We start from the raw sequence: 13,906 nt of genomic DNA, 5'->3' as shown, positions 1-13,906 counted from the left end.
CGTTACCAACGGTGAGCTTTCGCGTTGCTTCTCAATATAATGTTGGTTTGGGACATTTCAGTGTGACCGTTTACTTGAGACTTAGAACGTTTAGGCCGCGTCCAATTGTGATGAAACAGTTCAGAATGCTGATCTAATCGGTTTCTATAACTCATGTCAACATCACTCCCTGATAGAATATTGTTGATAAGACGGATAATCCGGAGACGGAATATCAAGTGTAGTTTGTGCATGTTTCGGTGATAACATGCGGTAAAGCATGTATATAAAATGAAAAGTTCGCATACAATGATGATTATTTCCATCAGAGGTGATCTCATGCTGAACAGCGAACATTTTAATCTTATTCAAAGGGCGCTTGACGCAACAGCAAACGAGCTGAAGGAGCTCGGGACTGATTCGTCTCCGTCTGTGATTTCGCATGCGCAAACTGATTTAGAAAAAGCGGTAGAACATATTTATTCAACAGACCATCCTTTTTTATCGTCGCATGTGATCAATCGTAAGTAAACTGCAAAAAACTTGGCATTGCCAAGTTTTTTTATTGTATTCATCAGCGGAAAATGATATTATTGGTGGTCTGAATGTCGAATAGTTGGGGGTTGGAACTAGGTGACAACATCACGTTTGCCTTTTTCTTTAACGAAAACAAAGAATTTTTATGAAGAATTGAACAATTGGATTGGTGACGTGTTTTACGATATCCTTCCCGAAAAAGGGTTTGATCTTCGGGATGAGCAAGTATTTATGGCTTTTCAGCTGGAGCGGGCGTTTAAAGAGAAAAAAGTCATGTTCGCCGAAGCTGGAGTGGGAACGGGGAAAACGCTGGTTTATCTTCTTTTTGCAATCAGCTATGCAAGATATGTCGGCAAACCCGCCATCATCGCTTGTGCAGATGAAACATTAATTGAACAGCTGGTGAAAAAAGAGGGCGATATTTCTAAGCTGGCTGAGCATCTTGATCTGAAAATTGATACAAGGCTGTCAAAATCGCATGAGCAATATTTATGCTTGAAGAAGCTTGAAAAAACAATGCAGCGTTCTGATGATGATAAATGGCTGGATCTTTATGAGTCGTTACCGTCATTTGTCCACGAGTCACAGGCAATGCAGCGCTTTTATCCGTATGGCGACCGTAAGCAGTACGCAAATCTATCGAATGAAGAGTGGTCTGACGTAAGCTACGACTCGTTTCAGGACTGTCTGACTTGTGATATGAGACACAGATGCGGTCTGACGCTTTCCAGAGATTACTACCGCAAGTCAACGGACTTAATCATTTGTTCCCATGATTTTTATATGGAGCATGTGTGGACGGAAGAATCACGCAAACGAGAGGGCCAGCTGCCGCTCTTGCCTGATCATAGTGCAGTTGTATTTGATGAGGGGCATTTGTTAGAGTTTGCTGCGCAAAAAGCGCTAACCTATAGAGTGAAGCAGTCTACTCTTGAATTGTTTTTAGAACGATTGCTGCAAAATGACATCAGAGAAGAGTTTGCAGAATTGATTGAAGATGCGCTTCTCGCAAACGACGAATTTTTCTATGTTCTTTCTGAAGAATCAAAGGAAGTAGCCGGTTCACACCGTTTAGAAATAAAAAATGACCAGCGTGTCAAAAAGGCGGCGGACGAGCTTTGCCGTTTACTTGATAAAATCGGTGAGGCACTTGTATTTGAGTCTGAAATGTATACGATTGATCAATACGAGCTGTCAGTAGTGGAAGAATATGTTGAACAAATGGCGTATTCATTATCTCTATATCAAAAGGATGCGATCAGCTGGCTGGAGAAAAAGGAAGCAGAATCAACTTTTGTCGTGATGCCGAGAACGGTAGCAGAAGTACTTGGCGAAAAAGTGTTTTCTAAGAAAATTCCTTATATCTTTTCTTCTGCTACGCTGTCAGAAGGCGGTTCGTTTGATTATATTGCCGACAGTCTTGGGATTCATGATTATTTGTCATTAACTGTTGATTCCCCTTATGATTATGACAAGCAAATGAGTATTAATCTATACGCAAAAACAGATATGGCCGCTGAACAAAAAACGGCTGAAACGATTGAAACAATCAAACGTTACAAAGGAAGAACGCTGGTGCTTTTCCCTTCTTTTGAAGAATTAAACGAGTTTAAAGAGCTGTCGGCGGCATGGGAGCTGCCGTATCCAATTTTCTTTGAAGGTGATGAGGAAATCAGCAGCTTAGTAGAGAAATTCCAAGAGGAAGAGGAAACAGTACTTTGTTCAGTTCACTTATGGGAAGGACTCGACATTCCCGGTGACGCATTGAAGAATGTTACCATTTGGTCATTGCCGTTCCCGCCACACGATCCTGTATTTACAGCGAAGCGCAACGGAGCGAAAAAAGATCCGTTCGAAGAAGTTGATCTGCCATATATGTTGTTACGTGTACGGCAGGGCATCGGGCGCCTGATTCGCTCGAATCAAGACAGCGGCTCGATTCACATTTACGCTGGCGGAGAAAATGAACGCATCATTGATGAGGTCAAAAAGGTCTTGCCTGTTGAACCGCACATGATGTAATGGAAAAAAGCTGACGATCGTTCGTCAGCTTTTTTTATTTGTCAGCGGGATAGCCAGCCGCCATCAACTGCTAAAATATGTCCATTTACATAATCTGAAGCACGTGATGCCAAAAAGACTGCAGTCCCCCCGATATCATCCGCTTGGCCCCAGCGGCCGGCAGGAATTCTCTTTAAAATGTCCTCATTTCGCTTTTCGTCATCCCGAATAGGCTTTGTATTCGCAGTAGAAATATAGCCTGGGGCGATTGCGTTGACCTGAATACCTGACGCTGCCCACTCATTTGCAAATGATTTTGTCAAACCGGCTACAGCGTGTTTGCTCGCGGTGTAAGCCGGAACGAGGATGCCGCCTTGAAAAGACAGGAGAGAGGCAATATTAATAATCTTTCCATGACCTCTTTTCAGCATGTGCCTGCCAGCAAGCTGTGTCAGAATAAACAGGCTGTTTAGATTGACATTCAGTACGTGCTGCCAGTTCTCTTCTGGAAAATCTTCCGCTTTTTCCCGATGAATAATGCCGGCATTATTGACAAGGATGTCGATCTGCCTGTTTTCAAACAGCTCAGCTGCAGAATCCTTTACCGCTTCCGGCTTGCTCATGTCCAATGTAAAAGATGTAAATATCCGGCCTTCCTGTTCCACAAGCTGCTGTGTTTCAGACAGACTGCTTGTATGTGATGTGCCGATAATATCAGCGCCAGCCCCGGCTAGGGCTTTGGCTATTCCTTGACCGATCCCTGTTCCCGGGCCTGTCACCAGCGCTGTTTTTCCTTTTAATGAAAAGGCGTCATGTAGATAACCCATCTTATTTCAGCCCATCCATCGGAACGAGATCCATGTCCGTAAATGTGTAATTTTCTCCAGCCATCGCCCATACAAAGCTATAGTTTGATGTTCCTGCGCCAGAATGAATAGACCAGGCGGGAGAAAGGACAGCCTGCTCATTTCCAACAACAAGATGGCGTGTTTCGTCCGGCTGGCCCATGAAATGAAATACCTTTGAGTCCTTTTCAAGATCCAGATAAAGATAAGCCTCCATCCGACGGTCATGAACGTGTGCTGGCATGGTATTCCAGTTGTTGTTTTGATCTAACATCGTTATTCCCATCATCAGCTGACAGCTTTTAATGCCATCCTGATGAATGACTTTGTACAGACTTCTGACATTAGACGCTGCATCATCACCAAGGCGGTCCGGTGTCAGTTCAGATAGGGCGGCTTTTTGTGTCGGATAGCTTTTGTGGGCGCAAGCGGAGACGAAGTAAAACTTCGCTTTTTCCCCGTTCAGGCTTGAAAACGATACATCCTGATTGCCCATTCCAATATAGAGAAAATCCTTTGTTTGAAGCACATATTCATCATCGCCAACCCTGACAGCGCCAGGCTGGCCGACATTAATAATCCCGATTTCACGCCGTTCCAAAAAGAAGTCTGTTTTTAGAAAATCACCTGCATCAAGCTTCAGTTCACTTTGCCCTGGAGCCGCTCCGCCGATGACAACCCGGTCTTCATGTGAGTAATACATCGTAAGTTTGTTTTCTGTAAATAAAGAATCCATTAAGAAATGACTGCGAAGCTCCTCTGTTGTAAAGCGTTTTACTTGTTCAGGATGTACAGAATAACGATTTTCCATTATATTTCCCCCTTGGTTAGGATTTCAGCATCACTTGAATGAAAATATTTTGGTAACGGTTTCAAAGAAAATTTTAGGATAAATAGTGAAAAGAGTCAACGAAAAAATAATGAATTGACACATTATTAAAAAAACTCTTCCCAAATTTTAAAATTATGGTATTCTTTTGTTGTAACGGTTTTGAAATCGGTTTCAAATATATGAGATACAGGAGCACTTGAATGAAAAAGAAAACAACAGGCCATACAACCATCAAAGACGTAGCTGAATGTGCAGGAGTTTCGAAATCGACAGTTTCCCGCTATATTAACGGAAAAATTGACGCGATTTCTCCTGAAAAAGTGAAAAACATTAAAAAGGCAATCGCAGAATTGAATTATCGGCCGAGTAAAATGGCACAAGGTTTGAAAATAAAAAAAAGCAAGTTAATCGGATTTGTTGTAGCTGACATTACAAATCCTTTTTCGGTCGCTGCTTTCAGGGGAGTCGAAGAGGTTTGTGATCAATATGGATACAGCATTATGGTGTGCAACACAGATAACAGTCCTGAAAAAGAGCGGGAAATGCTCTTAAAGCTAGAAGCCCATTCGGTTGAGGGCTTGATTTTAAACGCAACAGGGGAAAACAAGGATGTACTCCGCGCTTTTGCTGAACAGCAAATTCCAACAATCTTAATTGACCGGAAACTGCCGGATCTGAAACTGGATACCGTAACGACTGACAACAGATGGATCACAAAAGAGATTCTTCAGAAGGTTTACAGCAAAGGGTATACTGATGTCGCGCTGTTTACCGAACCGATTTCCTCTATCAGCCCTCGTGCAGAAAGAGCAGCTGTGTATCAGGAAATGGCTTCGGTTCAAAATGTGAACGGGCTTGTCAGATTGCATGAAATTGACGTAAAAGACAAGGAGCAGCTTAAGGCGGCGCTTCGTTCTTTTCACAAGGAAATGCCGGAGCAAAAAAAAGCGATTCTGGCTTTGAATGGCTTGATTATGCTGAAAATCATCAGCTGTATGGAAGAGCTTGGCCTGCGCATCCCTCAAGATATAGGGATTGCAGGATTCGATGATACGGAGTGGTACAAACTGATCGGTCCAGGCATTACAACGATCGCCCAGCCGTCACATGATATGGGCAGGACGGCGATGGAACGTGTATTAAAAAGGATTGAAGGTGACAAAGGAGCGCCTCAAACCATTGAATTAGAGGCAAAAGTCATCATGAGAAAGTCACTTTAATCTTAGGTGCCCTCAACTAAGAGGAGGTTGGGAAGAGATGAAGCTTGATGCGGTGACATTCGGGGAATCAATGGCCATGTTTTACGCAAATGAGTATGGAGGCCTTCATGAAGTATCCACTTTTTCTAAAGGGCTTGCCGGAGCTGAAAGCAATGTCGCCTGCGGCCTTGCCAGACTCGGATTCCGAATGGGATGGATGAGCAAGGTCGGCAATGATCAGCTCGGAACGTTTATTTTACAAGAGCTTAAAAAAGAGGGAGTGGATGTGTCCCGCGTGATCCGCTCGCAGGACGAAAATCCCACCGGGCTGCTGCTTAAGTCAAAAGTGAAAGAAGGCGACCCGCAAGTTACCTACTATAGGAAAAACTCAGCTGCAAGCACATTAACTTCTGCTGAATATCCGAGAGATTATTTTCAATGCGCAGGCCATTTGCATGTGACAGGTATTCCGCCTGCCTTATCAGCCGAGATGAAAGACTTCACGTACCATGTCATGAACGACATGAGAAACGCAGGGAAAACCATTTCATTCGACCCTAATGTAAGACCTTCGCTTTGGCCTGATCAAGCAACAATGGTACACACAATCAACGATCTGGCTGGGCTTGCAGACTGGTTTTTCCCGGGTATCGCAGAGGGAGAGCTATTGACCGGAGAAAAAACACCTGAAGGCATTGCCGACTATTATTTGAAAAAAGGTGCCAGCTTTGTCGCTATTAAACTCGGAAAAGAAGGCGCTTACTTTAAAACGGGGACAAGTGAAGGATTTCTAGAAGGTTGCCGGGTCGACCGGGTGGTTGATACGGTCGGCGCCGGAGACGGATTTGCAGTCGGTGTAATCAGCGGTATCCTAGACGGTTTGTCGTACAAGGATGCGGTGCAAAGGGGAAATGCGATTGGCGCTTTGCAAGTGCAGGCACCGGGGGATATGGACGGTTTGCCGACCAGGGAGAAATTAGCTTCTTTTTTATCTGCTCAAAGAACGGTTCACCAAAAGAAAGGGGATTATTAATATGGAGTCCAAAGTCGTTGAAAACCGTCTGAAAGAAGCAAAGCTGATTGCAGTCATTCGTTCAAAGGATAAGCAGGAGGCCTGTCAGCAGATTGAGAGTTTATTAGATAAAGGGATTCGTGCAGTTGAAGTGACGTATACGACCCCCGGGGCATCAGATATTATCGAATCCTTCCGTAATAGGGAAGATATTTTAATTGGCGCGGGCACTGTCATCACCGCGCAGCAAGCTGGGGAAGCTGCTGAGGCTGGCGCGCAGTTTATTGTCAGTCCGGGTTTTTCAGCTGATCTTGCTGAACATCTATCTTTTGTAAAGACACATTATATCCCCGGCGTCTTGACTCCGAGCGAAATTATGGAAGCGCTGACATTCGGTTTTACGACATTAAAGCTGTTCCCAAGCGGTGTGTTTGGCATCCCGTTTATGAAAAATTTAGCGGGTCCTTTCCCGCAGGTGACCTTTATTCCGACAGGCGGGATACATCCGTCTGAAGTGCCGGATTGGCTTAGAGCCGGAGCTGGCGCCGTCGGAGTCGGCAGCCAGCTGGGCAGCTGTTCAAAAGAGGATTTGCAGGCTGTTTTCCAAGTGTAAGTGGAATTGTTTTTTCATAACCGGAGGATGGGAGAATCCACAATATGAAAATCAAGGCGACAATTGAACGGGTACCTGGCGGAATGATGATTATTCCGCTATTTCTTGGAGCGGCGCTCAACACGTTTGCGCCTGGAACAGCGGAGTTCTTTGGAGGGTTTACGGGTGCTTTGATTACCGGAACGCTGCCGATACTGGGTGTTTTTATCTTTTGCGTAGGAGCAACGATTGATTTTCGTTCTTCAGGCTATATCGCAAGAAAAGGAATCACGTTATTATTGGGAAAGGTCGGATTTGCGGCGCTGCTCGGCGTGATCGCAGCGCAATTTATACCTGACGAAGGCATACAATCCGGCTTTTTTGCAGGCCTTTCTGTTTTAGCAATTGTCGCGGTAATGAATGAAACGAACGGCGGACTATATTTGGCGCTCATGAACCATATGGGAAGAAAAGAGGATGCGGGCGCTTTCGCCTTTATCAGTACAGAATCTGGTCCTTTTATGACCATGGTGACGTTTGGTGTGACGGGACTTGCCGCATTCCCATGGGAAACGCTGGCAGCGACAGTTATCCCGTTTTTACTTGGATGTATACTTGGAAATCTGGATCACGATCTCAGAGACTTATTCAGCAAGGTTGTGCCGGCGATCATTCCATTTTTCGCCTTTTCGCTCGGCAATACCTTGAATTTTGGAATGCTGATCCAATCAGGGCTGCTCGGCATTTTTATCGGAGTTTCTGTCGTCATTTTATCGGGCAGTTCCTTGTTTTTACTTGATCGTTTTGTCGCGCGGGGAGACGGTGTCGCGGGTGTGGCCGCTTCTTCTACGGCGGGGGCTGCTGTAGCTGTGCCATACGCATTAGCGGAAGCGAATGCCTCATTTGCGCCAGTTGCTGAATCGGCAACTGCAATCATCGCGACAAGCGTTATTGTCACCTCGCTCTTAACCCCGCTGGCAACAGTGTGGGTGGATAAAAAAATCAAGCAGAAAAAGCGAAGAACACCTCCGCCAAAAAATCAAATGACGATCAACTGAATAAAAAGGCTGCCGCAAAACATACCGGCAGCCTTTTATACAAACAATTTGACTTTCATACCCCCTTCCATTAGCCTGTAATGGAACGGCTATAATAGGGAGGGAATGGATATGGAGATACATACATATGAAAAAGAATTTTTTGATCTTTTAAAAAGAATCTCACATTACAGCGAAGCAGTTGCGTTAATGCACTGGGACTCCAGAACAGGCGCGCCGAAAAACGGCTCAGAGGATCGTGCCGAAAGCATCGGCCAGCTTTCAACAGATATATTCAATATCCAAACATCAGATCGAATGAAGGAGCTTATCGATGTCCTGTATGAACGATTTGATGACTTGTCGGAAGATACGAAAAAAGCAGTGGAACTGGCGAAAAAAGAGTATGAAGAGAATAAGAAAATCCCTGAGGCTGAATACAAAGAATACGTGATTCTGTGTTCAAAGGCAGAAACAGCGTGGGAGGAAGCGAAAGGAAAATCTGATTTCAGCTTGTTTTCTCCTTATTTAGAACAGCTGATTGAATTCAATAAACGTTTTATTACGTATTGGGGATATCAAGAGCATCCTTATGATGCATTGCTTGATTTGTTTGAGCCCGGCGTCACGGTAAAGGTGCTTGATCAGCTGTTTACTGAGCTGAAGGAAGCGATTATCCCTCTTGTTAAACAGGTGACAGCTTCCGGAAATAAACCAGATACAAGCTTTATTACAAAAGCGTTCCCGAAAGAAAAGCAAAAAGAGCTCAGTCTGTATTTTTTACAGGAGCTTGGCTACGATTTTGATGGCGGAAGACTTGATGAAACCGTTCATCCGTTTGCAACTACGCTGAATCGGGGAGACGTTCGGGTCACGACGAGATATGATGAAAAAGATTTCCGGACGGCGATCTTTGGCACCATTCATGAGTGCGGGCACGCGATATACGAGCAAAATATTGATGAAGCACTCAGTGGCACGAATTTGTCAGACGGCGCATCAATGGGAATTCATGAATCGCAATCATTATTTTACGAGAATTTTATCGGCCGCAACAAGCATTTTTGGACACCGTACTATCAGAAGATTCAAGAAGCATCACCTGAACAGTTCAAGGACATCTCCCTGGATGATTTTGTCCGGGCAATCAATGAATCAAAACCTTCATTTATCAGGGTCGAAGCGGATGAATTGACGTATCCTCTTCATATCATCATCCGTTATGAAATTGAAAAAGCGATTTTCAGCAATGAAGTGTCTGTGGAAGATCTGCCGTCGCTTTGGAATCAAAAATACCAAGATTATTTAGGGATTACACCGCAGACCGACGCAGAGGGGATTTTACAGGACGTCCATTGGGCAGGTGGAGATTTCGGCTACTTCCCATCCTATGCGCTCGGCTACATGTATGCGGCTCAGCTGAAACAAAAAATGCTTGAGGATCTCCCTGAATTTGACGCTCTCTTGGAAAGAGGAGAGTTCCATCCGATAAAGCAATGGCTGACGGAAAAGGTGCACATTCACGGAAAACGGAAAAAGCCGTTAGACATTATTAAAGATGCAACAGGAGAAGAGCTGAATGTTCGCTATTTAATTGATTATTTATCAAACAAATATTCAAATCTCTATCTGTCATAATCAAAAGCCTGGCGGCGCGGTCGTCAGGCTCTTTTATATCGAATCCCCTTGAAATACGAATGATATCTAAAAAAACAAAATTAAAGTTCGGGAATTTTTATTTTCAGCCTATGCAAGAGATTAGAATCTTGATATAATTTATTACAATATAATAGGAACACTCATATAATCGCGTGGATATGGCACGCAAGTTTCTACCGGGCACCGTAAATGTCCGACTATGGGTGAGCAATGGAACCGCACGTGTACGGTTTTTTGTGATATCAGCATTGCTTGCTCTTTATTTGAGCGGGCAATGCTTTTTTTATTCTCATAACGGAGGTAGACAGGATGGAAGCACTGAAACGGAAAATAGAGGAAGAAGGCATCGTATTATCTGATCAGGTATTGAAAGTGGATTCTTTTTTGAATCACCAAATTGATCCGCTGCTTATGCAGAGAATTGGTGACGAATTTGCGTCCAGGTTTGCAAAAGACGGTATTACCAAAATTGTGACAATCGAATCATCAGGTATCGCTCCCGCTGTAATGACGGGCTTGAAGCTGGGTGTGCCAGTTGTCTTCGCGAGAAAGCATCAATCGTTAACACTCACCGACAACTTGCTGACAGCGTCTGTTTATTCCTTTACGAAGCAAACAGAAAGCCAAATCGCAGTGTCTGGGACCCATCTGTCGGATCAGGATCATGTACTGATTATCGATGATTTTTTGGCAAATGGACAGGCAGCGCACGGGCTTGTGTCGATTGTGAAGCAAGCGGGAGCTTCTATTGCGGGAATTGGCATTGTTATTGAAAAGTCATTTCAGCCGGGAAGAGATGAACTTGTGAAACTGGGCTATCGAGTGGAATCTTTGGCAAGAATTCAGTCTTTAGAAGAAGGAAAAGTGTCCTTCGTACAGGAGGTTTATTCATGAGAAATGGATTCGGCAAAACGCTGTCTTTAGGGATTCAGCATGTTCTTGCCATGTATGCCGGCGCCATTGTCGTTCCTCTGATTGTCGGAAAAGCAATGGGACTGACTGTCGAGCAGCTGACTTACTTAGTATCGATTGATATTTTTATGTGCGGTGTGGCTACACTTCTGCAAGTGTGGAGCAACCGATTTTTTGGGATCGGGCTTCCGGTAGTGCTTGGCTGTACCTTTACAGCTGTATCGCCGATGATAGCGATTGGATCTGAATATGGGGTTTCAACAGTTTACGGCAGCATTATCGCTTCAGGCATTCTTGTCATTCTTATTTCATTTTTCTTTGGAAAGCTCGTATCATTTTTTCCGCCGGTCGTGACAGGCTCTGTTGTTACGATTATCGGTATTACACTGATGCCGGTTGCCATGAATAACATCGCCGGCGGAGAAGGAAGTGCAGATTTCGGAGATCTCTCCAATCTTGCTCTTGCTTTTACCGTGTTGAGTATCATTGTGCTTCTATACCGTTTTACAAAAGGCTTTATCAAGTCCGTCTCGGTTTTGATCGGTATTTTGATTGGCACCTTCATCGCTTATTTTATGGGGAAAGTTCAATTTGATAATGTTTCGGACGCGGCAGTTGTTCAAATGATTCAGCCATTTTACTTCGGAGCGCCGTCTTTTCATGCAGCGCCTATCATTACGATGTCCATCGTTGCAATTGTCAGCCTTGTGGAGTCAACTGGTGTTTACTTTGCTTTAGGTGACCTGACAAACCGCCGTTTGACAGAGAAAGATTTGTCTAAAGGCTATCGAGCTGAAGGACTGGCTGTGCTTCTGGGCGGTATTTTTAACGCTTTTCCTTACACGGCATTCTCTCAAAATGTCGGGCTTGTTCAGCTCACAGGGATCAAAAAAAATGCCGTCATTGTGGTCACAGGTGTGATCCTAATGGCATTTGGGCTGTTCCCAAAGATCGCTGCTTTCACGACCATTATTCCATCCGCTGTTTTGGGCGGTGCAATGGTGGCGATGTTTGGAATGGTGATTGCTTACGGAATTAAAATGCTCAGCCGCATTGATTTTGCGAAACAGGAAAATCTTCTGATTGTTGCCTGCTCAGTGGGATTGGGGCTCGGTGTGACCGTTGTGCCGGATATTTTCAAACAGCTTCCGAGTGCCTTAACGCTGCTTACAACGAATGGCATTGTGGCGGGCAGCTTTACTGCAGTCGTCTTAAATATTGTATATAACGTTTTTTCTAAAGCTAAAAAATCAGAACAAGAAGCTGACCTCGCTGAACAAAAAACAGCAGTCTAACTCCGCCGCGGCGGAGTTTTTTTGCATATAAAAAAGATTGTTGCGGCACAATGTATGCAAAGAGGTGATCGCATGGCGTTTATTTTATCCATTGGAACAAGTCTTCCTGCGTATAATGTAAACCAAGAGAAAGCGGCCGAGTTCGCCCGCTATATGTTTCAGCATTCTTTTAAGGATATTGACCGGCTGTTATCCTCCTTTAAAAACGGGCAAATCCATTCGAGACAGTTTGTTAAGCCGATTGAATGGTATAAAGAGGGGCACAGCTTTGAAGAAAAAAATCAAATATACATAGAAGAAACACTTAAACACAGCAGAGCGGCTGTTCGTGAGTGCCTCTCTCATCCGGAATTTTTTCAAGAAGCCATTCCTTATGAGAAAGTGGAAGCTGTTTTTTTCGTCTCCAGCACAGGCCTTTCCACACCGAGTATCGAGGCGCGGCTTATGAATGAACTTCCGTTTTCTCCATATACGAAGCGGATTCCGATTTGGGGGCTTGGCTGTGCAGGAGGAGCCAGCGGACTTGCGCGTGCAGCCGAATACTGCAAAGCGTATCCTAAGGCTTTTGTGCTTGTCATTGCTGCCGAGCTGTGCAGCCTGACATTCCAGCCGGAAGATAAAACAAAAAGCAATCTGATCGGCACCTCGCTTTTTGGTGACGGCATTGCCGCAGCTTTATTATGCGGAGAGAAGGCGGACCGCAGGATGTCAAAGCTGCAACTTGCGCCGAAGATAATGGACGCCCAATCTGTTTTGATGAAACAATCAGAAGATGTCATGGGTTGGGACTTTACCGATCAAGGATTCAAAGTCATTTTCTCACGAGATATTCCGACCTTGGTGGAAAAATGGCTCAAAACAAATGTACAGATTTTTTTGGACAAACATAAGTTGTCATTCCATGATATCAGTGTTTTTTTGGCGCATCCAGGCGGAAAAAAAGTGATCGATGCATACATCAAAAGTCTCGGGCTGTCGTCAGAAAAGCTTTCATCTGCGCAAAGTATTTTGCAAAAGCACGGAAATATGTCTTCAGCCACAATCTTGTATGTGATCAAAGACCATCTGCAGAACGGACATAAAAAGGAAGATGAACGAGGACTGATTGGCGCATTAGGGCCAGGTTTTTCATCAGAGTTGCTATTATTCAGCTGGGAAAAGGGGGCCTGACTCATGTTTTGGTTGTTGATCGCCATTCTCATTGTTCAAAGAGCAGCAGAAATGGCAGTGGCCAGGCAAAACGAACAAAAGGTAAAGAAGCAAGGAGCAATTGAATTTGGCGAGAGCCACTATCCGTATATCATTACGATGCATATCCTTTTTTTCCTGTCCTTAATTGCCGAGGTGCTGCTGATGAATAAACAGCCGTCCAGCTGGTGGCTCGGTATCGCTGCAGTGATTTTAAGCGTACAGATCGTACGGTATTGGGCGCTTTGTTCCTTAGGGGCATATTGGAATACGAAAATCCTTGTTGTTCCAGGTGTAGAGCTTGTAAAAAAAGGTCCATATAAATGGATGAAACATCCAAACTATGCCGTTGTTATACTTGAAATTTTGCTGATTCCGCTGCTTTATCAAGCATACGTCACCATGTGTCTGTTTTCCATTTTCAATGCCGTGTTGTTAAGCGTCAGAATTCGCGCAGAAGACAAAGCATTACAGGAATACAGCGTAAAATAGCGATTGAAAATCATTCTCAACCATGTTAAAATGAATTTGAAAAAGATTCTCAATCAGGATGGTGAAGCAAATGACAATGCTGTTTTTGCTTGGAGCGGTTTGTACATATAGTGTATTAATTGGTTTTGTATTAAAAGGAATCTCTAATAAATCTGTTTGATGAATCTGGAACTTGTAAAAGTTGCAGATTTTCTTTTATAGAAGCTGCCGTAATGGCGGCTTTTTTCTATTCTCCTAAAGAAATTTGGTTTATTCTTGTGTAAAATGAAAAGGGAATGAATTCAGATCTTTCGAAAAAGGTTCACAATTGAAATGGCACAAAGGGG

Annotated in this window: 15 protein-coding genes and 1 riboswitch; of the genes, 12 read left to right on the top strand and 3 right to left on the bottom strand. The window is 44.0% G+C overall.

Going from position 1 to position 13,906, the window contains the following annotated elements; translation table 11 throughout:
* Window positions 1-2: 2 nt before the first annotated feature.
* The gene (locus AC07VD_RS14465; protein ID WP_010327933.1) at window positions 3-155 is read right to left on the bottom strand and encodes a YpzG family protein; all 153 of its coding nucleotides are present in this window, start codon (window positions 153-155) and stop codon (window positions 3-5) included.
* A 163-nt stretch (window positions 156-318) separates the two neighbouring features.
* On the opposite strand from AC07VD_RS14465, the gene AC07VD_RS14460 reads away from it, so the two are divergent.
* The gene (locus AC07VD_RS14460) at window positions 319-510 is read left to right on the top strand and encodes a hypothetical protein (protein WP_003246090.1); all 192 of its coding nucleotides are present in this window, start codon (window positions 319-321) and stop codon (window positions 508-510) included.
* Window positions 511-612: 102 nt separating this feature from the next.
* Entirely contained in the window at window positions 613-2,538 is a 1,926-nt protein-coding gene (locus AC07VD_RS14455; RefSeq protein ID WP_216998863.1) for an ATP-dependent DNA helicase, read from the top strand.
* 41 nt (window positions 2,539-2,579) lie between these two features.
* Here the strand turns inward: AC07VD_RS14455 and kduD are convergent, their stop codons facing one another.
* Together kduD and kduI are read right to left on the bottom strand one after the other, a co-directional pair.
* Window positions 2,580-3,344 (bottom strand): 2-dehydro-3-deoxy-D-gluconate 5-dehydrogenase KduD, encoded by a 765-nt coding sequence (kduD, locus tag AC07VD_RS14450; RefSeq protein WP_130572498.1) that lies wholly within the window; start codon window positions 3,342-3,344, stop codon window positions 2,580-2,582.
* Window position 3,345: 1 nt separating this feature from the next.
* Window positions 3,346-4,173 carry a 5-dehydro-4-deoxy-D-glucuronate isomerase gene (gene kduI / locus AC07VD_RS14445; RefSeq protein WP_130572497.1) on the bottom strand — a complete coding sequence of 276 codons (828 nt, stop codon included), beginning with the start codon at window positions 4,171-4,173 and terminating at the stop codon, window positions 3,346-3,348.
* A gap of 221 nt (window positions 4,174-4,394) precedes the next feature.
* Between kduI and kdgR the strand changes: the two genes are divergently transcribed.
* The 10 genes from kdgR (at window position 4,395) to fbpC (ending at window position 13,740) form a co-directional block, all read left to right on the top strand.
* Window positions 4,395-5,414 (top strand): pectin utilization transcriptional regulator KdgR, encoded by a 1,020-nt coding sequence (gene kdgR, locus AC07VD_RS14440; protein ID WP_015383935.1) that lies wholly within the window; start codon window positions 4,395-4,397, stop codon window positions 5,412-5,414.
* 37 nt (window positions 5,415-5,451) lie between these two features.
* Window positions 5,452-6,426, top strand: a complete 975-nt coding sequence (gene kdgK / locus AC07VD_RS14435; RefSeq protein ID WP_015251846.1) for a 2-dehydro-3-deoxygluconokinase — start codon at window positions 5,452-5,454, stop codon at window positions 6,424-6,426.
* Between the two features lies 1 nt (window position 6,427).
* On the top strand, window positions 6,428-7,018 hold the full coding sequence (eda, locus tag AC07VD_RS14430; protein WP_015383933.1) for a bifunctional 4-hydroxy-2-oxoglutarate aldolase/2-dehydro-3-deoxy-phosphogluconate aldolase: 591 nt from the start codon (window positions 6,428-6,430) through the stop codon (window positions 7,016-7,018).
* Between the two features lie 44 nt (window positions 7,019-7,062).
* Window positions 7,063-8,055 (top strand): 2-keto-3-deoxygluconate transporter, encoded by a 993-nt coding sequence (kdgT, locus tag AC07VD_RS14425; protein ID WP_040082818.1) that lies wholly within the window; start codon window positions 7,063-7,065, stop codon window positions 8,053-8,055.
* Between the two features lie 111 nt (window positions 8,056-8,166).
* Window positions 8,167-9,672, top strand: coding sequence for a carboxypeptidase (ypwA, locus tag AC07VD_RS14420; RefSeq protein WP_047182781.1), 1,506 nt, complete (start codon window positions 8,167-8,169; stop codon window positions 9,670-9,672).
* 141 nt (window positions 9,673-9,813) lie between these two features.
* A riboswitch (purine riboswitch) is annotated at window positions 9,814-9,913 on the top strand.
* Window positions 9,914-10,002: 89 nt separating this feature from the next.
* Window positions 10,003-10,587 carry a xanthine phosphoribosyltransferase gene (gene xpt / locus AC07VD_RS14415; protein ID WP_217018377.1) on the top strand — a complete coding sequence of 195 codons (585 nt, stop codon included), beginning with the start codon at window positions 10,003-10,005 and terminating at the stop codon, window positions 10,585-10,587.
* On the top strand, window positions 10,584-11,900 hold the full coding sequence (pbuX, locus tag AC07VD_RS14410; RefSeq protein ID WP_217018379.1) for a xanthine permease PbuX: 1,317 nt from the start codon (window positions 10,584-10,586) through the stop codon (window positions 11,898-11,900). Before xpt ends, pbuX begins: the two co-directional genes overlap by 4 nt.
* Window positions 11,901-11,972: 72 nt before the next feature.
* A complete protein-coding gene (gene bpsA, locus AC07VD_RS14405; RefSeq protein WP_250635618.1) occupies window positions 11,973-13,070 on the top strand; it encodes a type III polyketide synthase BpsA in 1,098 nt (365 codons plus the stop codon).
* Window positions 13,071-13,073: 3 nt separating this feature from the next.
* Window positions 13,074-13,580, top strand: a complete 507-nt coding sequence (gene bpsB / locus AC07VD_RS14400) for an alkylpyrone methyltransferase (RefSeq protein WP_004398552.1) — start codon at window positions 13,074-13,076, stop codon at window positions 13,578-13,580.
* A gap of 70 nt (window positions 13,581-13,650) precedes the next feature.
* Complete coding sequence (fbpC, locus tag AC07VD_RS14395) at window positions 13,651-13,740, top strand: Fur-regulated basic protein FbpC (protein WP_100069434.1); 90 nt, start codon at window positions 13,651-13,653, stop codon at window positions 13,738-13,740.
* The last annotated feature ends 166 nt before the right edge of the window (window positions 13,741-13,906 follow it).

Source organism: Bacillus sp. GW821-FHT01G09, from assembly GCF_059422205.1.
This window is presented reverse-complemented; position numbering and strand designations above follow the sequence as displayed.

Bases quoted from the DNA above. Each gene is read 5' to 3' on its own strand.
- bpsB (WP_004398552.1), top strand. From the start codon at position 13,074: ATGTTTTGGTTGTTGATCGCCATTCTCATTGTTCAAAGAGCAGCAGAA.
- xpt (WP_217018377.1), top strand. From the start codon at position 10,003: ATGGAAGCACTGAAACGGAAAATAGAGGAAGAAGGCATCGTATTATCT.
- kdgK (WP_015251846.1), top strand. From the start codon at position 5,452: ATGAAGCTTGATGCGGTGACATTCGGGGAATCAATGGCCATGTTTTAC.
- kduD (WP_130572498.1), bottom strand. From the start codon at position 3,344: ATGGGTTATCTACATGACGCCTTTTCATTAAAAGGAAAAACAGCGCTG.
- kdgR (WP_015383935.1), top strand. From the start codon at position 4,395: ATGAAAAAGAAAACAACAGGCCATACAACCATCAAAGACGTAGCTGAA.
- bpsA (WP_250635618.1), top strand. From the start codon at position 11,973: ATGGCGTTTATTTTATCCATTGGAACAAGTCTTCCTGCGTATAATGTA.
- pbuX (WP_217018379.1), top strand. From the start codon at position 10,584: ATGAGAAATGGATTCGGCAAAACGCTGTCTTTAGGGATTCAGCATGTT.
- kduI (WP_130572497.1), bottom strand. From the start codon at position 4,173: ATGGAAAATCGTTATTCTGTACATCCTGAACAAGTAAAACGCTTTACA.
- ypwA (WP_047182781.1), top strand. From the start codon at position 8,167: ATGGAGATACATACATATGAAAAAGAATTTTTTGATCTTTTAAAAAGA.
- AC07VD_RS14465 (WP_010327933.1), bottom strand. From the start codon at position 155: ATGAGTTATAGAAACCGATTAGATCAGCATTCTGAACTGTTTCATCAC.
- kdgT (WP_040082818.1), top strand. From the start codon at position 7,063: ATGAAAATCAAGGCGACAATTGAACGGGTACCTGGCGGAATGATGATT.
- AC07VD_RS14460 (WP_003246090.1), top strand. From the start codon at position 319: ATGCTGAACAGCGAACATTTTAATCTTATTCAAAGGGCGCTTGACGCA.
- fbpC (WP_100069434.1), top strand. From the start codon at position 13,651: ATGACAATGCTGTTTTTGCTTGGAGCGGTTTGTACATATAGTGTATTA.
- eda (WP_015383933.1), top strand. From the start codon at position 6,428: ATGGAGTCCAAAGTCGTTGAAAACCGTCTGAAAGAAGCAAAGCTGATT.